Source organism: Streptomyces sp. MGP-P1 (assembly GCF_057766565.1).
In genome coordinates this window covers 1491108-1510065 of sequence record NZ_JBYMEM010000001.1, presented here as the reverse complement: position 1 = coordinate 1510065, position 18958 = coordinate 1491108, and the positions used below count along the sequence as shown (strand labels likewise).

Annotated in this window: 15 protein-coding genes; 7 read left to right on the top strand and 8 right to left on the bottom strand. The window is 70.7% G+C overall.

What is annotated here, in order from left to right; genetic code table 11:
• The 4 genes from AC3CH1_RS06650 to AC3CH1_RS06635 form a co-directional block, all read right to left on the bottom strand.
• Positions 1–1206, bottom strand: coding sequence for an ABC transporter substrate-binding protein (locus AC3CH1_RS06650; protein ID WP_488462010.1), 1206 nt, complete (start codon positions 1204–1206; stop codon positions 1–3).
• A 131-nt stretch (positions 1207–1337) separates the two neighbouring features.
• Positions 1338–1742 (bottom strand): roadblock/LC7 domain-containing protein, encoded by a 405-nt coding sequence (locus AC3CH1_RS06645; protein ID WP_488462009.1) that lies wholly within the window; start codon positions 1740–1742, stop codon positions 1338–1340.
• A complete protein-coding gene (locus tag AC3CH1_RS06640; RefSeq protein WP_488462008.1) occupies positions 1739–4168 on the bottom strand; it encodes a sensor histidine kinase in 2430 nt (809 codons plus the stop codon). Before AC3CH1_RS06640 ends, AC3CH1_RS06645 begins: the two co-directional genes overlap by 4 nt.
• A gap of 434 nt (positions 4169–4602) precedes the next feature.
• A complete protein-coding gene (locus AC3CH1_RS06635) occupies positions 4603–5931 on the bottom strand; it encodes an APC family permease (protein WP_488462007.1) in 1329 nt (442 codons plus the stop codon).
• Positions 5932–6469: 538 nt separating this feature from the next.
• Here AC3CH1_RS06635 and AC3CH1_RS06630 point away from each other — a divergent pair.
• The 7 genes from AC3CH1_RS06630 to AC3CH1_RS06600 all read left to right on the top strand — a co-directional run bounded on the left by AC3CH1_RS06630 (position 6470) and on the right by AC3CH1_RS06600 (position 15679).
• A complete protein-coding gene (locus AC3CH1_RS06630) occupies positions 6470–7465 on the top strand; it encodes a Rieske (2Fe-2S) protein (RefSeq protein ID WP_488462006.1) in 996 nt (331 codons plus the stop codon).
• Positions 7459–8187 carry a HemK2/MTQ2 family protein methyltransferase gene (locus AC3CH1_RS06625; RefSeq protein ID WP_488462005.1) on the top strand — a complete coding sequence of 243 codons (729 nt, stop codon included), beginning with the start codon at positions 7459–7461 and terminating at the stop codon, positions 8185–8187. Before AC3CH1_RS06630 ends, AC3CH1_RS06625 begins: the two co-directional genes overlap by 7 nt.
• A gap of 184 nt (positions 8188–8371) precedes the next feature.
• Positions 8372–10645, top strand: coding sequence for a catalase (locus tag AC3CH1_RS06620; RefSeq protein ID WP_488462004.1), 2274 nt, complete (start codon positions 8372–8374; stop codon positions 10643–10645).
• A gap of 999 nt (positions 10646–11644) precedes the next feature.
• Positions 11645–12745 (top strand): glycosyltransferase, encoded by a 1101-nt coding sequence (locus AC3CH1_RS06615; RefSeq protein ID WP_488462003.1) that lies wholly within the window; start codon positions 11645–11647, stop codon positions 12743–12745.
• Positions 12742–13827, top strand: a complete 1086-nt coding sequence (locus tag AC3CH1_RS06610) for a glycosyltransferase family 4 protein (protein ID WP_488462002.1) — start codon at positions 12742–12744, stop codon at positions 13825–13827. Before AC3CH1_RS06615 ends, AC3CH1_RS06610 begins: the two co-directional genes overlap by 4 nt.
• Positions 13824–14840, top strand: a complete 1017-nt coding sequence (locus AC3CH1_RS06605) for a glycosyltransferase (protein ID WP_488462001.1) — start codon at positions 13824–13826, stop codon at positions 14838–14840. Before AC3CH1_RS06610 ends, AC3CH1_RS06605 begins: the two co-directional genes overlap by 4 nt.
• Entirely contained in the window at positions 14840–15679 is an 840-nt protein-coding gene (locus tag AC3CH1_RS06600; RefSeq protein ID WP_488462000.1) for a glycosyltransferase family 2 protein, read from the top strand. The genes AC3CH1_RS06605 and AC3CH1_RS06600 overlap by 1 nt, the downstream gene beginning before the upstream one ends.
• A gap of 123 nt (positions 15680–15802) precedes the next feature.
• On the opposite strand, the gene AC3CH1_RS06595 is transcribed toward AC3CH1_RS06600, so the two are convergent.
• The 4 genes from AC3CH1_RS06595 to AC3CH1_RS06580 all read right to left on the bottom strand — a co-directional run bounded on the left by AC3CH1_RS06595 (position 15803) and on the right by AC3CH1_RS06580 (position 18806).
• Complete coding sequence (locus AC3CH1_RS06595) at positions 15803–16867, bottom strand: YihY/virulence factor BrkB family protein (RefSeq protein WP_488461999.1); 1065 nt, start codon at positions 16865–16867, stop codon at positions 15803–15805.
• Between the two features lie 157 nt (positions 16868–17024).
• On the bottom strand, positions 17025–17666 hold the full coding sequence (locus tag AC3CH1_RS06590) for a DUF3618 domain-containing protein (RefSeq protein ID WP_488461998.1): 642 nt from the start codon (positions 17664–17666) through the stop codon (positions 17025–17027).
• Positions 17642–18094: a phage holin family protein gene (locus tag AC3CH1_RS06585; protein WP_488461997.1), complete on the bottom strand. Its 453-nt coding sequence runs from the start codon at positions 18092–18094 to the stop codon at positions 17642–17644. Before AC3CH1_RS06585 ends, AC3CH1_RS06590 begins: the two co-directional genes overlap by 25 nt.
• A gap of 19 nt (positions 18095–18113) precedes the next feature.
• Positions 18114–18806 (bottom strand): hypothetical protein, encoded by a 693-nt coding sequence (locus AC3CH1_RS06580; protein WP_488461996.1) that lies wholly within the window; start codon positions 18804–18806, stop codon positions 18114–18116.
• Positions 18807–18958: the final 152 nt, after the last annotated feature.

Genomic DNA, 18958 nt, shown 5'->3' with positions numbered 1-18958 from the left:
TCAGCTGCCGAGCGTCGCCAGGTCCTGGACCATGACGTTGGCCAACCGGGCCCCGTCCGGCCGCACCTGGCGCAGGTACCAGGTCTGCACCGGCGAGTGGGCCTTGTCGCCGAACTCCCACGCGCCGCGCGGGCTGTCGATCTGGCCCAGACCCGCGATGGCCTTGTTGATGGTCTGCGACGTGACGTCGCCGTCCTTCGCCGCGTCGGCGATCGCCTTGTCCAGTACGGCGGCCGCGTCGTACGACGCCATCGCGTAGGTGGTGGGCTGCGTGTCGTGCTCCGCCGTCCAGTCGGCGGCGAACGTGCGGTTCGCCTCGTTGTCGAGGTCGGCCGCGTAGTTCAGGACCGAGTAGATGTCCTTCGCCGCCGCGCCCTGCGCCTGGAGCACGCTGCCCTCGGTCACGAAGGCCGTGTACAGCGGCAGATCGGCGATGTCCGACTGGGCGTACTGCTTGGCGAAGTCGATCGCGGCCTTGCCGGCGTAGAAGCAGTACACCGCCTTGGCGTCCGTCTTGGCGATCTCCGCGAAGTACGGCATGAAGTTGGTCGTCTTCGGGAACGGCGTCCAGGTGGTCTTGCCGTCCGGGTTGGCGAGCTTCCCCTTGATCCGCTTGAACTCATCCGTGAAACCGCGCAGTTCGTCGTGACCGCCCTGGTAGTCGGGGCCGATCGCGTAGACCGGCCCGTCGACCTTGTCCTTGATGTACGGGGCGATGGCCCGGCCCGGCTCGTCGGACAGGAAGCTGGTCGTCCAGACGTACTCGATGTCCTTGACCGGAGGCCTGGCGTTCGATCCCAGGAACGGGATCCTGGCCTGCTGGATCAGCGGCAGGACCGCGTTGACCGAACCGCCGCCGACGAGGCCCGTCAACACGTCGACCTTGTCCTTCTTGACGAGCTTGGTGGCCGCCGGCACGGCGGTCGGCGGGCCGTCGCCTTCGTCCGCCACGATCAGCTCGACCTTTCGGCCGCCCAGTTTGTTGCCGTGGGTCTCCAGGTACAGCTTGAAGCCGTCCCGCAGCTCCGTGCCGACCGGCTCGTAGGTGCCCGACAGGGAGGCCACCAGGCCGACCTTCACGGTGCCGTCGTCGGCTCCGCTGTCGCCGCTGCAACCGGTGACGGCCGCCAGGCCGAGGGCGAGGGCGGCAGCACCGGCCGGCCGGAATCTGCGGCGGTGGGGGCGGGGGAGAGCGAAGGGGAACATGGGGCTCACATCACAGTCTCGGGGGCAGGAGTGTCGTGCGTGCCGGTCAGGACGGGTACGGCGGGTGGCCGCCACCGGTGGGAGTCCGGACCGGCGAGCCGTACGTGGGTGGGAGACGCCCGTACCGGCGGTCAGCGGAGGGGCGGGAGGCTCGGATCGCGGAGCTGGGGAGAGAGCGAGTCGCCGACCTGGTTGATCAGTTCGGACATCATGTAGCTGACCTCGCCGATGTCCGCGTCCCTGGTCGTGGTGACGAGGAGCGAGGCACCGCTGGAGACGGCCATGGAGAACATGTAGCCGCCCTCCATCGCGGTCAGGCTGTGCTCCACGGGATCGGTGTTGGTCAACTGGGCCGCCGCGGACAGCAGGTTGACGACGCCTGACGCGATGGCGGCCAGCCGCTCGGCGTCGTCGCGTTCCACACCCGTGTACGCCAGCGCGAGTCCGTCCACGGACACCGCTATCGCCTGGGTGACTTCCGGGAGGCGCCCGGCGAAATCGCTCAGGATCCAGCTCAGGTCGGAGGAGGTGGTCATTTCTCGGTCCGTTCGGTGTTGTCGTCCGGGGCGGAACGCCCCCGGTGGTTCGTGCTCCGGTTGATGCCCTGGGCGTACGCCGCGAGCACGTCGGAGACCTGTCGGGAGTCCCGGCGGCGGGGCGCCGGCCGCGGCGCGCCGGCCCCGGGGCGCTGTTCGGCGCCCTCCCGCTTCCCCGCGGCGGGCCACTGCTGAGGCGCTCTGCGCTGCCGCACGGGCAGCCCCGAGGAGCTGACGCCGGCGACGCGCGACACCGGCTCGTCGTGCACGGGGTGCGGCGCGGGCGTGGTGCCATGGTTCCGCTCACGGGTGGAGCCGCGGGGCCTGGCGTGGCCGGGCGGGGTCTCCCGCCCGCCGCCTGCCGGGGCGCCGACGCCCGGCCCGACGCCCGGCCCGACCGGGGCGCTGTCGTGGCCGGGGCGAGCTTTCGCGGTGGCCGGCTGCGCGTGGCCCCCCGGCCCCGGCGGGGTGATCGGCCGGGGCGCCTCGTAGCCGACATCGCCGCCGAGCGGGCCCGGAGTCGGAGCCGGGTCCTCCTTCAGGTCCCGTGCCAGCACCTTCGCGGGCAGCGTGACCTCGGCGATGGTGCCGGGGCCCGAGGAGTCGCGCAGCTCCACGACGATGCCGTGGCGCGCGGCGAGCCGTGCCACCACATGCAGCCCCATGGACCGTACGTCGCCGATGCCCGCCCGAGGTTCGAGCAGCGCGGTGTTGTGGACCGCGCGGCGTTCCGCCGGGATGCCCACGCCCTCGTCGACGATCTGCACGACGGCCCGGTCCCACAGCCGCCAGACGGCGACCCCGACCTGCTTGTCCGGGGGCGAGTAGCGGGTCGCGTTGTCGAGCAGCTCCGCCAGGATGTGCGCCACGTCGTGCACGGCGCGGGAGGTGATCCCGATCCCCGACTCGATCGCGCCGAGGGAGACGCGCTCGAACCGCTCGATCTGCTGGGCGGCGGCCACGATGACGGTGGAGCAGCCCACATCGGCCGAGCGCACCCGGGCGTTCCCGTAACCGCCCAGCACCAGGAGGTTGTTGGTGTTGCGCTCCATGCGGACGGCGAGGTGGTCGAGAGCGAAGAGGGTCTTCATCCGCACGGGGTCCGCCTCGTCGCGCTGCACCGTGTCCAGCTCGGACACCATGACCGCGGTCAACCGTGCTCCCCGGCGTGCGACACCGACCAGCGTCTCCGCCAACTGCTCATGAACATGTGCCTGTTGGGCGGCGAGACGGACGGCCTCGTGGTGGACGGCGTTGAACGCCTCACCGACCTCGCCGATCTCGTCCTCGCCCGTGGTGCTGACCGGGTCACCCGTCCGCCGGGCCACCTCCTCGGGCGTCGCGCCGCGCAGGGCGCCGGGCTGGGACAGCTCGCTCATCACGGCGGGCAGCCCGGAGTGGGCGACCTCGTGCGCGGCGTTGCGCAGATCGCGCAGCCGCCGGATCATGACGCGGCCCAGGCGGACCGCGACGACGACCACACCGACCAGGGTCAACACCACCAGCGCGACCTGCGCGCCGGCCGTCCAGAGGAGAGCGGTGCGTAGGTCCAAGACCTGGGCGAGGACGGCCGCGTCGACCCTCTTCTCCACCGAACGCAGCAGCTCCTGGCGGTCGTTGGCCGCCTTCTGCCATTCCTTCGGGGTGACGGTGATGTCCTTGCCGGCGCCCGTCCGCCCGATCTCGTCCTCAAGGCGTCGGGCCTCCAGCGCCTTCGTCCCGGAGAGCGTGCGCTCCAGCCAGGTCCGCCACTCGCCCGGCCCGAGGTCGAACATGGCGCCGGTCGACTCGGTGTAGCCCATCCGGCCGGCGTCGAAGGTCCGCTGCGAGGCGATGGTGAAGCCGCCCGCGGCCTGCGCCCTCGCGACGGTGACCTGCTGCTGGGCCGTGTGCTCCGCGGCCTCGGACAGGGCGGCGGCGGCGCGGATCCGGTCCGCGATGTCGGCGTCCACGCCGTCCGCCTGCGCGATCGCGTCGCGGTAGCTGTTGAGGTCGGCGATCACGATCCGATAGCCGAAGGCGAGGGCGGAGACGGTGCTGCTTCCCGAGCGCACCTGTGCGCGGAGGCCGGGCATTTCCTCGATGAAGCGCTCGATACGGTCCAGGGCCCCCCGCGCGCTGCCGGGTACCGCGGAGAGCCCCTTGGTCCGGCCGCGGAATCCGGCGATGCTCTCGTCGGTCGCGTTCGTACGTAACCGGAACGCCTCCGCGTCTCCCTGTTCGGAGATCAGGGCGGTGGCCGCCGCCCGCTCACGCTGTAATCGGCTGGTCAACTCGCTTGCCGCGTCCGCTACTTCGACCATCGAGGCCAGTCGGTCGGCCTGGAGTGCCTGGTTGGTCGCGGGAGCGAGTGCCAGGACCGAGAAGGCGACGGCCACGGTGAGCGGTGCGGTGACGAGGAGTACGAGGCGACGATTGATTTTCACTGCGCGGCTCCGTCGCCGGAACCGGGCTGGAGTATCGGTGACACGCGGATACCTGTACCTGTTGACGAAGGGTGGGGGTGTCGGTGAGGGCGTGCTGATGAGGGGGACGATGACGGTGGGGGGAGACATGACGGTGGGGCAGGAGAGGCCCCAGGGCGCGGCATGATCCTATGCCGTAGTACACGCCGCCGGATGGGTGAATCAGCGAAAAATGTGCGCACCGGGCGCACAGAGATGTTCGGACTTCGCCCTCAAGTAAGCACAGAACAAAGGTTTTTGACTGCGTCTGCGCGAACGCGGCCCAGACGGTCAGGATTCGGACGCCGACAGCGCTCGTTTCGCACAGCTCCGTGCCGACCTCTCCCACAGCTCCGTGCCGACCCCCTGGATTCGGGGAAAGAGGCACGGCTGTGGTGAGGGGCTGAGGGCCGGTGTCAGGAGGCCTGTCCCGACCGAACCGCGGCGATGGCGCCCAGGCAGGCGCCCACCGCCAGGACGAGGAGCCCCCTCAGCCACACCTCGCGGTCGATCTGGGTGGCGAGCATGACGCAGGACAGGGCTCCGAGGACCGGAACGAGGGTCGGCGCCCGGAAGTGGTTCTGCGAAGCCGTGTCGCGGCGCAGCACGAGGAGTGAGGTGTTGACGAGGAAGAAGACCACCAGGAGCAGAAGGACCAGGGTGGAGGCGAGGGTGGACACGTCGCCGGTCAGGGCGAGGAGCAGGGACAGCGCGGCGGTCGCGGCGATGGCGGCCCAAGGAGTGCGCCGACCGGGCAGGACTTTGGTGAGGAAGCGGGGAAGAAGGCCGTCCCGCGCCATGCCGTAGGCCAGGCGGGAGGACATGATGCCCGTCAGCAGGGCTCCGTTCGCGACGGCCACCAGGGCGATGGCGCTGAACAGCTCGGTGGGGACTCCTCCGGCCGCCCGGACGACTTCGAGGAGCGGTCCGCTGGACTCCGTCAGCTTCGCGGTCGGCACGGCCACCGCAGCGGCCACACCGACCAGGGCGTACACCGCCCCCGCGGTGACCAGGGCGCCGAAGAGCGCCCGGGGGTACGAGCGGCGGGGGTCACGCGTCTCTTCGGCTACGTTGACGGACGTTTCGAAGCCGACGAAGGAGTAGTAGGCGAGCACCGCGCCGCTGAGCAGGGCTGCCGCCGGACCCTGGCGCGCGGTGCCCAGGTCCGTGAGCCTTCCCAGGTCTCCGTCGCCGCGCAGCACGATCCAGGCGCCGAGCCCGATCACCAGGAGCAGTCCGCCGACCTCGATGACCGTGGCGACGACGTTGGCCCGGGTCGACTCGCTGATGCCTCGGGCGTTCAGCAGCGCCAACGCGGCAAGGAAGACGATCGTCACCAGCACGATGGGGAGGGAGACGAACTCGGACAGGTAGTCGCCGCCGAACCCTCGGGCCAGAGCGGCCACCGACACCACGCCGGCCGCCAGCATGCAGAAGCCCGCGAGGAACCCGAAGAACGGCCCATAGGCCAATGTGGCGTAATGCGAAGCGCCGCCGGCGCGCGGATACTTGGTGACCAGCTCCGCGTAGGAGGCGGCCGTCAGCAGAGCCAAGCAGAGGGCCGCGAGCAGGGGAGCCCACACCGCGCCGCCGGACTCGGCGGCCACCTGGCCGACCAGGACGTACACGCCTGCTCCGAGGACGTCTCCCAGGATGAAGAAGTAGAGCAGCGGGGTGGTCAGAGCCTTCTTGAGCGGTGCCTGGGAGTCCGGGGCCGGAGGAGGCGCCGTGGGAAAGAGTTTCACGTGGTACCGCCTACCCGGCCTGCCGCCCAGCAGACGGAGACTCCCTCCGATGCCCGCGCAAGTGGACGCGTGGGCCGGGAGGGGACGAGTACGGGAGGGCCGGTGGATTTAGTGGATTCACCCAGGCCTGGAGAAGCCGATGGCTGTACGGCGCCGATCGATCGAACGTCCCGTCGAGGTTCTCCGGGCGGTTCTCGCGGATCCCACGCGGTACGGGCGACTGGGTAGGGATCTCATCATCGCCGAGGGCGACCGCGGCCGCAGCGCCTTCGCAGGGGACTTCCTCGCCTGGATGCCAGCCTTGCCGCATGAACACCCCCAGAGCATCACGACGCGCCCGGACACTCAGTGCTTTCTCGTCCGACCCGCCGTCTCGTGACGGCCCCGTTCGGAGGAGGAACCGGGGCATCTGCGCGATCGAAAGGGTGAAAGTCAGCCCGCAGGCCGGAGAGGATTCGCCTGGGCGGACCCGGTACGCGTCCCAGTAATGGTGCGTCTCGCAGCCGGGGGAATCCGGATAGAAGGTTGTTTCCCTCAGGTGCTGGTGGGCTACACGGGGTTCATGGATACCTCTGGGAACCGGGGCCGGGTACTTGATGTTCTTCGTGCGGTCCTGCCGTCCTCCGCGGGTCCGGGGCGTGTTCTGATCGCGCTGGACCGAGTGGAGCATTCCGAGCGCGCGGACCGGCTGGTCGACGCGGCGCGGGTTGTTGTCCGGGCAGTGCCCATGGGGCGGGGCCGGGATGTTCTGCACGGCCGGTGGCTGGGGCATCCGGTGCATCCGTTGATGGTGCAGTTGCCGATGGGTAGCTGGATGTCGGCGGCGGTCCTGGACTTCGTTCCGGGCCGGCAACGGGCTGCACGCACCCTGGTGGCGGTCGGGCTGGTGGCCGCACTTCCCGCCGCCGTGGTCGGCTGGACCGACTGGGCGGAGCTACGGCGCCCGCAGATGCGCGTCGGCCTGGTTCACGCAGCGTCGAATGCCGTCGGCGTGGCGTTCTACGGTGTGTCCTTCGCCGCCCGTGCCCGCAGCCGGTTCGCTCGTGGCCGCTTGTGGGGCTTGGCCGGGCTCGCGGCCGTCAGCGTGGGTGGTGCGGTCGGCGGTCACATGGCGTTTCGGCAGGCATCGGGCGCCAACCACGCCGAGCACGTCCCTGAACTGCTCGGGAGAAGCTGGCATCCGCTCGGCGACCTGACCGACTTCCCTGTCGGGGCCCCCGTGCGCAGCCGCCTGGGCGAGGTGCCGGTGGTCGTGGTGCACGAGCCGTCCGGGACGGTACGCGTGCTGGCCGACCGGTGCAGCCACATGGGCGGCCCGCTTTCCGACGGCGAGGTGACCGACGGCTGCATCCGCTGCCCCTGGCACGGCAGCACTTTCCGCCTCTCGGACGGCTGGAACACTTCGGGACCGGCCACCGCAGCCCAGCCGGCGTTCACGACCCGTCTCACCGGCACCCTCATCGAAGCCCGGCTCCAGCACATCAGCGACGACGTGCCGCCCTCAGCCGCGACTGCCGGGCAGGACGGATGGTAGAGCCGGCGCCCCGGGCAACCTCGCACGAGAACGAAACGCCACACGATCCCGCTGGGGAACTCTCCGACGAGGGCAGGATCTGGCGTCTGCCCGGCGTCTACGCTCCCCAGGCCGACAGCTACCTCCTCAGCGCCGTCATGCGGCGCGAGGGGATCGGCGCCGGCATGGACGTCCTCGACGTGTGCACCGGCAGTGGTGTCCTGGCACTTGGGGCGGCGCGGCTGGGGGCGCGCGTGACGGCCGTGGACATCAGCCGCCGGGCGGTACTGTCCGCTCGGCTGAACGCCCTGGCGGCCAGGGCGCCCGTCAACGTGCGCCGGGGGGATCTCCTCACCGGGGTTCTGCCCGGTTCGTTCGATGTGGTGGTCAGCAACCCGCCCTACGTACCGGCCCCCGAGACCCGGCTGCCGCGCCGCGGGGCCTGCCGGGCCTGGGACGCGGGGCTCGACGGCCGCATCCTGCTGAACCGTATCTGCGAGCAGGCCCCCGCCGTCCTGAGGCCCGGAGGCCGTCTACTGATGGTCCACTCCGCACTCTGCGGCCCGGACGAAACCGTGCACCGGCTGACCCGGGCGGGACTCTCCGCCGAGGTGAGCGACCGCCTGTCCATCCCCTTCGGCCCGGTGACGACCGGACGAATCCGCTGGCTTCGCGAAAACGGCCTGGTGCCGACCGGGATGACGACGGAGGAACTCGTGGTCGTCCGAGCCCTCCGAACCTGAAGCACCCACGAACTTTCCCCGGTCCCTCGGCCGGGAGAAAACGCAGAAGCGTCTCCGCGCACGGTTGACGCCTTCGCAGCAGAGGCCCATCGAAGCTGCCGAGGAGCGAGTGGGCGCCGACGCACCTGCCCGACGACTTCCTGTCCGTTTTGTCCAAGAGCCCAAAGAATGCAAGGAGTACACGGTGAGCGAGCAGAACCCGATCAAGGCCGCGGCGGAAAAGATCGCGGACACGCTGCGCGGCGAGGAGAACAGTCCACAGGACGGTGTGCCGGGCAAGCCGGCTCCACTCTCCCCGCCGGTGCACGAGCCGACCGAGCCGGTCCAGCCGCTGCCGCCCAAGACGGACCAGCACGGCCCGGAAACCGTCAGCCCCACCGGCCAGCCCACCGGCGCTGAACAGGCCCGGATGGCGCAGAGCGGCCCGTACCTGACCACAGCGCAGGGCGCCCGGCTGCACGACACCGACCATTCGCTCAAGGCCGGACCGCGGGGCCCTGTGCTGCTGCAGGACCACCACCTGCGCGAGAAGATCACCCACTTCGACCACGAGCGCATCCCCGAGCGCGTCGTGCACGCCCGCGGGGCGGCCGCCCACGGGGTGTTCCAGGCGTACGGCACGGCGGCCGCCGTGTCCAAGGCGTCGTTCCTGTCCAAGGATGTCGAGACTCCGGTGTTCGTGCGGTTCTCCACCGTCCTCGGTTCGCGGGGTTCGGCCGACACGGTGCGCGACACCCGGGGCTTCGCGACGAAGTTCTACACCGAGGAGGGTGTCTTCGACCTGGTGGGGAACAACATCCCGGTGTTCTTCATCCAGGACGCCATCAAGTTTCCCGACATCATCCATGCGGGGAAGCCGCACCCGGACCGGGAGATCCCGCAGGCGCAGAGTGCCCACGACACGTTCTGGGACTTCGTCACCCTCCACACCGAGGCCACCCACCACACGCTGTGGAACATGTCCGACCGGGGAATCCCGCGCTCCTACCGGATGATGGAGGGCTTCGGCGTCCACACCTTCCGTTTGGTCAACGCCGAGGGTGCCACGACGCTGGTGAAGTTCCACTGGAAACCCAAGCTGGGTGTGCACTCCCTGGTCTGGGAGGAAGCCCAGATCGCGGCCGGCGTGGATCCGGACTTCCACCGTCGTGACCTCGCCGACGCCATCGAGGCCGGTGCGTTCCCGCAGTGGGAGCTCGGCATTCAGACGTTCCCCGACACCCCGGAGCAGAACTTCGCCGGGATCGACCTGCTGGACCCGACGAAGATCGTGCCCGAGGAGCTTGCCCCCGTGCAGCCGATCGGGCTGCTCACCTTGAACGCCAACCCGTCGAACTACTTCGCCGAGACCGAACAGGTCGCCTTCCACCTCGGCCACCTCGTCCCCGGCATCGACGTCACCGACGACCCGCTCCTCCAGGGCCGTCTCTTCTCCTACCTCGACACCCAGCTCACCCGCCTCGGCGGACCCAATTTCGGCCAGCTGCCGATCAACCGCACCCACGCCCCGGTCAACGACATGCTGCGCGACGGCATGCACCAGACCGCCGTGCACCGCGGCGTGGCCCCCTACCGGCCCAACAGCCTGGACGGCGGCTGCCCGTTCCTCGCCGGCGAGGACACCGGCGCGTTCGTCGAGGTGCCCGCCGAGGTCGCCGCGAGCGTCAAGGAACGCAAAGCACCGGCGTCCTTCGACGACCACTTCAGCCAGCCTCGCCTGTTCTGGCTCAGCATGACCCCCACCGAGCGCGAACACATCATCGCCGCCTACACCTTCGAACTCGGCAAATGCTACGAGCAGGCGATCAAGGAACGGGCTTTGCTCGTCCTGGCGAACATCGACAGCCGGCTGTGCGAAGAGGTTGCCGCCGGCCTGGGCCTTCCCGCACCCGCCGGGGACAGCCGGCTCGCCGACCCGGTCTCCAGCCCCGCCCTCTCCCAGATCGGCCGGACCTGGCCGCTGGACGGCCGGATCATCGGTATCGTCGCCGACGCGAACGCAGACCTGGACGGCGTCCGGTCCGTGCGTCAGGCAGCTCTGGATGCGGGGATGGTTCCCCTGGTCATCGCTCCGGCCGGCGGCACGCTCGGCGCAGACGACGACCCGGTCACGGTTCAGCGCACCTTCGCCACCGCACGCTCGATCGAGTTCGACACCATCCTCCTGGCAGGCGCCCCCGCCGTGGGCGCGGACGCCCACGGCGCCCGGGACGCCAAGGCGGGCGACACCACGTCTTCCACCACCGACCCAAGGCTGCTACTGCTGCTGAACGAAGCCTTCCGCCACGGCAAGGCCATCGGCGCCTGGGCCGACGCGGACAGTGTCCTGGCCGACGCCGCCATTCCCAGCGACGCACCCGGTGTCGTCCACGGCGACAGCGTGACGAACACCCTCGAAAAAGTCATGCAGTTGCTGGGGTCCCACCGCGTCTGGGAACGCTTCCCCGCCACGGTCTGACCGCTGAACCCGGGTACCACCTCCACGCGTGGGCGCGGCCCCCGAGGCATCACCGGCCTACTGAGCGGATATCGCCCAACGGCCCCCCACGCAACCGAGCAGGGAAAGGAGTAGGGCACCTCCGGGGGTACCTAAAGGGTCCCGCGCCGCTGCAATGCGTCCGAGCGCGGCCGGCGCGGGAAGATGACAGTCGCTGTACCGGCGAACACTCCTCGCCGGTACAGCACCTATTGCCAGCGGCATCTCCCAGCGGTCCCGGCGCGCCCGATCCGAGCGCCGGGACACCGCAGGCCGCGGCAGTTGCGGCGCTTCGGCGCGCCGGTGCCCCATGCCTTCCTGTCGACTGAACCCGTCCACGCTTGACCTTCTTCGGCTCCACCTGAGCGCAGGAATCCAACCGCGGATCCTGAACAACCTCCGGGAGTTCTGGGAAGCGGTCATATCCAGCACTCCAGGATTCGACGGCACGCGCCTGGGAAACGCACTGCCCATCCCGCGCGGACCCGGGCGGGGCTCAGGGCCTGGCTGTCGTGCAGGTCGGCCCCGGAAATACAGAATGCCGACGGATACGGGCAGACCTTGTCTGTTGCCTTCGACGCCGGGGAAGAGGCACGCGGGTACCGATACGAAAACGGTGGCCATGATGAGCCGGGTCCTGCGGGCGGACCCTGCCCGCCGACCAAGCACTTCCGCAATCGTTTCAACCGGCTTGCATTCAACGGACGGATTCAGGGCATCCGTGAGAACCGAGTAGGAGCACGGACCGAGCCGTCACCCCAACGGCCCCCGTGGCAAGCCTTCGACCGCTGAGTGGGGCAGCATGGATCACCTGGAGCGCGGGCTTCACCGTACGGTGCGCGCACGGCTTTGTATCCCTTCTGTTGTTCGCGGGCCAGGGTGGCTCAGACGTGACCGAACGAGGAGATCATCGTGGCCGATCCACTGGCCCCCCACCGTCCGGACGAATCGCCGCTCCGAACGCCTGGCACTCCCCGCGGCGTGGAAGCGACGGGAAGCCACGCACCCGGGCCCGCGTCCCGCGCCGGTGGCACCATCCGGATCGCGTCGGTCCCGGCCAACCACGTCTACGTACGCCACCTGTCCCCCTCCGAAGGCGACCGGGTGACGCGGCTCGACGACCCCCGCCCCTGCGGCGCTCCGAGCGGTTCCCAGCAGTGGTGGCCGCCGGTCATGCTCGACCCGGGCTGGGTGGACGAACACGCCGACGCCTTCGACGTGTTCCACCTGCACTTCGGCTTCGACGCACAGACTCCCGCCGCGCTGAAAGAACTCCTCGCGGCCCTGCGCGGGAACGGGAAGCCGCTGGTCTACACCGTCCATGACCTGGTCAACCCGCACCACCTCGACGAGGGCGAGCACCGGGCGCAGCTGGACGTGCTCATCCCCGGAGCGGACCGGCTCATCACGCTCACCCCGGGCGCCGCACAGGAGATCGCCGCACGGTGGGGTCGCACCGCCACAGTCCTGCCGCATCCGCACGTCGTGGAACCTGCCGGACTGGTGCGCCCGCGTCCCCAGCGCGACCGGTTCACCGTCGGGGTGCACGCCAAGAGCATCCGACCCAACATGGATCCCCTGCCAGTGGTCCGGGTACTCGCCGACGTACTGCCGGAACTCCCCGGCGCGGTGCTCCGCGTCGACTGCCACCCGGACGTCGACGACCCGGCGAGCCACTGGTACGCGCCCGGCGTGCTCGACGAACTGCGCGGGATGAGCAGCGAGGGCCGACTGGAGCTCAGCGTGCACGACTACTTCGACGACGACGCGCTGTGGGACTACCTGATCGGCCTGGACGTGTCCGTGCTGCCCTACCGGTTCGGCACCCACTCCGGGTGGCTGGAGGCATGCTACGACCTCGGCACCACCGTCCTCGCCCCCTCCTGCGGGTTCTACGCGCAGCAGCGCCCGTGCCTCACCTACGGGCACGACCGGCAGGGCCTGGACGCGGCGTCCCTGCGCGACGCCGTACGCACGGCCTACGCGGAGCGCCCCGCCTGGCGTGCCGACCCGGTGGAGCGCGGAGCCGAACGCTTCCGGATCGCCCGGGCCCACGAGACGCTCTACACAGGGCTCCTGTGACCGGCGCCCGGGGGCCCGCGGCACCCTTGCGCATCGCCCTGATCGCGTCCGCCCGGCACCCGATCGCCCAGCCCTTCGCCGGGGGTCTTGAGGCGCACACATGGACGCTGTCCACGGCCCTGCGGTCCCGCGGCCACGAGGTCACCGTCTTCGCGGGGCCCGGGTCCGATCCGGAGCTGGGCGTGGTCGAGATGCCGTTGCGTCCGGCCCGGATCAGTGAGAGCGCCTGCCGGGACACGAGCATGGTGGCGGCACCGTGGCTCGAGGAGCACCACGCCTACCTCCAGCTGATGCTCGACCTGGCGCGCGAGCCTTCGCGGTACGACCTCGTGCACAACAACAGCCTGAACTACCTGCCCGTGGCGATGGCCCCCGCGCTCCCCGTCCCGGTCGTCACCACGCTGCACACCCCGCCCACCCCGTGGATCGAATCAGCCATCCAGATCGCACCGCACTGCCCGGTGCACTTCAGCGCGGTCAGCGCCCACACCGCCGCCGCCTGGCGGCACGTGGTCCCCGCGGCGACCGTCGTCCACAACGGCATCGACACCCAGCGCTGGAAGCCCGGGCCCGGCGGGGACGATCTGGTCTGGTCGGGCCGGATCGTTCCGGAGAAGGGCGCGCACCTGGCGATCGAAACGGCGGAACAGTCCGGCCGAGGGCTGCGGATCGCCGGCCCGGTGGGAGACCCCGAGTACTTCGAGGCGTGCGTCCGCCCCCGGCTCAGTCGCACCATCACCTACGAAGGCCACCTCCACCAACCGGACCTGTGCGAACTGGTCGGCTCCTCGGCCGCCGCCGTCGTGACGCCGTGCTGGGACGAACCGTACGGGCTGGTGGTGGCGGAGGCCCTGGCCTGCGGCACGCCGGTGTGCGGGTTCGACCGGGGCGCGCTGCCCGAGATCATCACACCCGCCTGCGGCCGCCTCGTACGGCCCGGCGACAGTACGGCGCTCGCGAAAGCCGTCGAGCCCACAGCCGGCCTCTCCCGGTCCGACGCCCGCCGGCACGCGGAGACCTTCTGCTCCATGGACGTCATGACGCGCAGCTACGAACGCTTCTACCGGTCGGTATCGGCATGATCGGCTACTACGTACACCATCAGGGCAACGGCCATCTGCACCGCGCCCGGTCCATCGCAGCCCACTGCCCCTTCACGGTGACCGGGCTCTCCTCCCTCCCCGCGCCCCACGACTGGCCCGGCCCCTGGGTACGCCTGCCGAGGGACGACGACGGCGACCCGAGCGCGTTCGGCGACGTGACGGCGGGCGGACGGCTGCACTGGGCACCGGTCCTCCACACCGGGCTCCGAGGACGCATGGCACGGATCGCCGAGTGGATCGCGGCGACGACACCGACGCTCCTGGTGTCCGACGTCTCGGTGGAAGTCGCGCTGCTCGCCAGGCTCCTGGGGACCCCGACGGCGGTCGTGGCCATGCGCGGCGAACGCACCGACCCGGCGCACCGGACCGCCTACGACCTGGCCGAACTGCTTCTCGCCCCGTGGCCGTCGACGCTACCGGAGCCCGGTTGGCCGCGGCACTGGGAAGCCAAGACGGTGCACACCGGAGCGTTCTCCCGCTTCGACGGCCGCCCGCCCGCACTCCTGGACGAGGACGGAGACGGAGCACCCGCCCGGAGGGTCCTCCTGCTCATGGGGGCAGGCGGCAGTGACGTCTCCACCGCAGAGGTGGAGGCGGCACGGGCCGCCAGCCCCGGTTGGCGATGGGTGACGCTGGGGGGCCCGGACGGGCGGTGGTCGACGGACCCATGGCCGGCGCTCTGTACGGCGGACGTCGTGGTCACCCACGCCGGCCAGAACGCCCTCGCCGAGTGCGCTGCCGCGCGCCGCCCGGCGGTGGTCCTGCCCCAGGAGCGCCCCTTCGGCGAACAGGCGGCCACGGGCCGCGCCCTCGCCCGCGGCCGCCTGGCCGTCGTCGCCCCCCGGTGGCCGAAGGCCGGCGAGTGGGCCGCTCTCCTGGAACGCGCCCGCGCGTACGGCGGAGAACGCTGGTCGCAGTGGGCACCCGGTGACGGTGCCGCCCGCGCCGCTCGCGCCCTGGCTGATGCCACACGCCAGGTACAGCCTTCGTGATGCGCACCGCGGTGATCACTCTCGCCGCCGGACGGCACCGGCACCTCGTCCTCCAGCAGGCCGGACTCGCAGCCGGCTCACGTCCACCGGACCAGTACGTGGTCGTCGCCATGGACGATCCGCGCCTCGGCGCGGTCCTGGCCGACCGAGGACCCGCCGCGACGGTCATCGACTGTCCGGTGAAGGACGGGCGCCTGCCGCTGGCCCGCGCCCGGAACCTCGGAGCCACCCACGCGCTGGAGCACGGCGCCGAACTGCTGGTCTTCCTGGACGTCGACTGCGTCCCCGGCGAACAGCTGCTGGAACGCTACCGGCAGGCGGCCCTCGAGCTCACGCCCCGAGGCTCCCTGCTCTGCGGCACCGTCGCCTACCTGCCGCCTCCGGACCCGGCCGGATACCGACTGGCCGATCTCCACACGCTCGCCGAACCCCATCCCGGTCGGCCGACTCCCGGCGCCGACGAGATCCACCGGAACACCGAGTATGCGCTGTTCTGGTCGTTGTCCTTCGCCGTGACGGCCGACACCTGGCACGCCATCGGCGGCTTCTGCGAGGAGTACGAAGGGTATGGCGGCGAGGACACCGACTACGGCCAGCGGGCCCGCTCCGCAGGCGTCCCGCTCGCCTGGGTCGGCGGCGCACCCGCCTTCCACCAACACCACCCGGTCTCCAGCCCGCCCGTCGCACACCTGCACGACATCCTGCGCAACGCCGAGATCTTCCACCGCCGCTGGGGCTGGTGGCCGATGACCGACTGGCTCCGAGCGTTCGCGGACCGCGGACTTGCCCACCGAAACCGCCGCACCGGACGCTGGGCCCCCGGCCCCGACCCCGAGTGATGCCCCGAAGAAGCTCCGTGATCCGGAACGCACGTGCCCGGAAGAAGCTTGGTGAGACGCACGTGCCCGGAAGCTCGCCGGGCCGGGGAGCTTTCGGACGCCGTCGTCCTCATTCGTCATTCGTCATTCATCCGAGCGTGGGTCGGCGGGGCCGGTGTCACCCATGGCCCTGCGGTCCTCGTCGGTCCACTTGCTGGTGTCGCGGGGGGCGACGTACGGCTCCTCCGTCCGTGGGTGGCCGTCGAGGACGGCCCGCTCACGGGCCATTTCCGCGTCGAATTCCAAGCCGAGCAGAATCGCCAGGTTCGTGATCCACAGCCAGACCAGGAAGATGATCACGCCCGCCAGAGCGCCGTACGTCTTGTTGTACGAACCGAAGTTGGCGACGTAGAAGGCGAAGCCGGCCGAGGCCGCCATCCAGATCAGCAGCGCCAGCAGGCTGCCCAGCGACACGAACTTGAAGCCCCGGCCCTTGGCGTTCGGCGCCGCCCAGTACAGGAGCGCCAGCATGATGGTCACCAGCACCACCAGGACGGGCCATTTGGCGATCGACCAGACGGTCATGGCCGTGTCACCGACACCCAGAGCGGTGCCGAGCCGGCTGGCGATCCCGCCGGAGAGCACGACGATCAGCGCGCTCACACAGGCCAGCACCATCAGCACCAGCGTCAGGCCGACGCGGACCGGGAGCACCTTCCAGGCCGGCCGCCCCTCGGGTACGTCGTACACGGCGTTCGAGGTCCGGATGAACGCGGCCACGTAGCCGGACGCGGACCACAGTGCGGCCAGCAGACCCACGATGGCCATCACCCAGCCGGTTCCGCCGCTGGACTGCAGCTGGGTCACCGCGTTGGTGAGGACATCGCGGGCCGCTCCCGGCGCGAGCTTCTGCATGTTGTCCAGGACGGTCTGCGTGGCCTCCTTGCCCGCGATACCGAGCAGGGAGACCAGAACCAGCAGGGCCGGGAACAGGGCCAGGATGCCGTAGTACGTCAGAGCCGCGGCCCGGTCGGCCAGCTCGTCCCGCTTGAACTCGCCCAGCGTGCGCTTCAGCACCGCACCCCACGAGCCGCTGCCGAACTTCGCCGGCGATTCGGGCGGGGCGGTGTCCGCTCGCGTGTGCGTTCCGGGACCCGACCGGTTCCTCTCCGGGTCCGGGTTCTCTTGACCGTGCCGTTCATTCGTCATGGGAATCACACAACCTCAGCGGTGGACGGCCGGCGACTTCACGACCGCGTCATGCCGCGGCCGGAGGGGACGCCCGTTGGGCGAGGCCCCGAAACCGACGGGACCACGCCGGTGCGGAGCGCTTCGTGTCCTCGGACGGTCCTCCGGAGCGACCTGGTCAGTTGCCCGCTTCGCGGCCGGCTTCCCGGCCGACTTCGCGCAGCCCCGTCCCCGCCTCCTGCCCGGCCTCCTGTGCCTTCTGCTTGGTGGTCCGAGCCGCGTCCTGTGCGGTGCTCTTCACCGCGTCCACGGCTTCCGTGGCAGGCCCCCGCATTTCCTCCTTGACGTCCTGGGCGACGTCCTCAGCGGTCTGCTTCACGGGTTCGAGAAGTTCGTCGGAGTGTTCGCGGAGCTGGGCGCCGACGCGTTCCTCGGCGTCCGTGGTGGGGAGCAACGCGGCCGCGAGCATGCCGGCGCCGAAGGCGATGACGCCCGCGGCGACGGGGCTGCCCTGCGTCTGGCGCGTGATCCGGTCGGGGGCCCGGCGTACGGATCGGCCCACCTGGTCGGCGGTGTGCTTGACCGCGTCCCCCGCCTGTTCGGCGGTGTCCGCGACGCCTTGCCCGCCCGTGGCCGTGGTGTCGCTCGCCGCACCCATCACACGCTCCTTCACGCGGGTGATCCGCCGCTGCGTGGCGTCCGCCTTGCGCCGCGCGACCTTTCCCGGGGCGACCTTGTCCGCGAGACGGTCGACGTTGTGGGCGAGGTGGGCCCGGGTGTCTTCCACATCGGTCTTCAGCTCGTCGGGTTGCGTGCCCATTGCGCGTCCTCCTTCAGCGTTTCCACAGTGCGTTCGGGCTTGGCGCTGACCGTCCTGAGGCGCTTGCGGCCGACCACGAAGAGAACGGCGGCCAGAATCGCCCAGAACCCGGTGACGATCAGCGCGGCCCAGGCCAGGTCGACCACGTGTGCGAGGCCGAAGACGGCCGCCAGGCTGCCCATGAGCAGCATCAGATGACCGGCGTACCCGGAGCCGGCGAGCATCCCGGCCGCCTTGCCCGCTCGGGTCGCGCTCTCCTTGATCTCGGCCTTGGCCAGCTCGACCTCCGCGCGCACCAGCTGCGTGAGGTCTTCACTGATCTCGCCGACCAGCTCTCCGATGGAAGGATCCGCCGACGGTGCGCGGGTGGAGCCGGCGGACGGGGCGGCCGGCTGGGCGGTGGTGTGTTCCGAAGATGGTGTGACCACGGCTCGGTTTCCCCTCTCCCTACGGCTGCTGCGGATCCGGATACGGGTCGCTCACCGGGACCGGCCCCGGGGCGATCTCTCCCCCGTAGGACGGAGTGCGGGGCGAGGCCGACGTCGGGCGGTTTCCTTGGGCACGCGGCGCCTCCCGTCCCGTACCCGCCCGTGGCGTGCCTCGGTCCGTGGTACTCACGGATCGCTCGCCTCCGCTGTCCGCGGACTTGGCGCCCTTGGCGAGCCGGGCGGTGGCGAAGCCCGCGAGGGCAGCGCCCGCCAGGAACACCCCGGGGCGACGGCGTGCGAAGTCCTGCAGGTCATCGAGGAGACCGTCCGGCCCCCTGTCCTCCAGGTGGGAGGCGGCCTGGTGCCCGCGGTCCGCTATCTGCTTCACCGCACCCGCAGCGGAAGAGTCGCCGTCGCCGTCACGGCTCATGTCGTGCAGTTCGTCAGCCAGCCGCCGTACGTTGTCCGCCAGGCGCTGTGTCTGCGAGCGCGCCTGTTCCTCGAGATGACCGCGCAGCTCGCCCACCACGTCCTGGGCCCGTGCCGCAACCTCACCGGTCACATCGGCTGCCTGTTCCCTGGCGGTGCCGGCCACGTCACCGGCCTTGTCGGCCACCAGATCGGTGCCTTTGCTCGCCTTGTCCCGTGCGGTCTGTGCCGTTGTCGCCGTCGTTCCGTCGCCCGGACGGCTCGAACTTTCGAAGTCGCTCAAAGCTCCTCCTAGGTCGGCCCTGCTCGGAGAGGTGTGTCAGCCCCCTCGACGTCTTCTCCATGGTTGCAAAGACGCTGAACATGCGCGATAGGGGACAAAAGTGATCTTCTCGGCGGCGCATCGGGTTGGCTCCGCTCCCGGTGCGCTGCCCC

Coding starts and splice junctions, on each gene's coding strand:
- AC3CH1_RS06650 (WP_488462010.1), bottom strand. CDS start 1,206: ATGTTCCCCTTCGCTCTCCCCCGCCCCCACCGCCGCAGATTCCGGCCG.
- AC3CH1_RS06645 (WP_488462009.1), bottom strand. CDS start 1,742: ATGACCACCTCCTCCGACCTGAGCTGGATCCTGAGCGATTTCGCCGGG.
- AC3CH1_RS06625 (WP_488462005.1), top strand. CDS start 7,459: ATGGTAGAGCCGGCGCCCCGGGCAACCTCGCACGAGAACGAAACGCCA.
- AC3CH1_RS06605 (WP_488462001.1), top strand. CDS start 13,824: ATGATCGGCTACTACGTACACCATCAGGGCAACGGCCATCTGCACCGC.
- AC3CH1_RS06600 (WP_488462000.1), top strand. CDS start 14,840: ATGCGCACCGCGGTGATCACTCTCGCCGCCGGACGGCACCGGCACCTC.
- AC3CH1_RS06595 (WP_488461999.1), bottom strand. CDS start 16,867: ATGACGAATGAACGGCACGGTCAAGAGAACCCGGACCCGGAGAGGAAC.
- AC3CH1_RS06590 (WP_488461998.1), bottom strand. CDS start 17,666: ATGGGCACGCAACCCGACGAGCTGAAGACCGATGTGGAAGACACCCGG.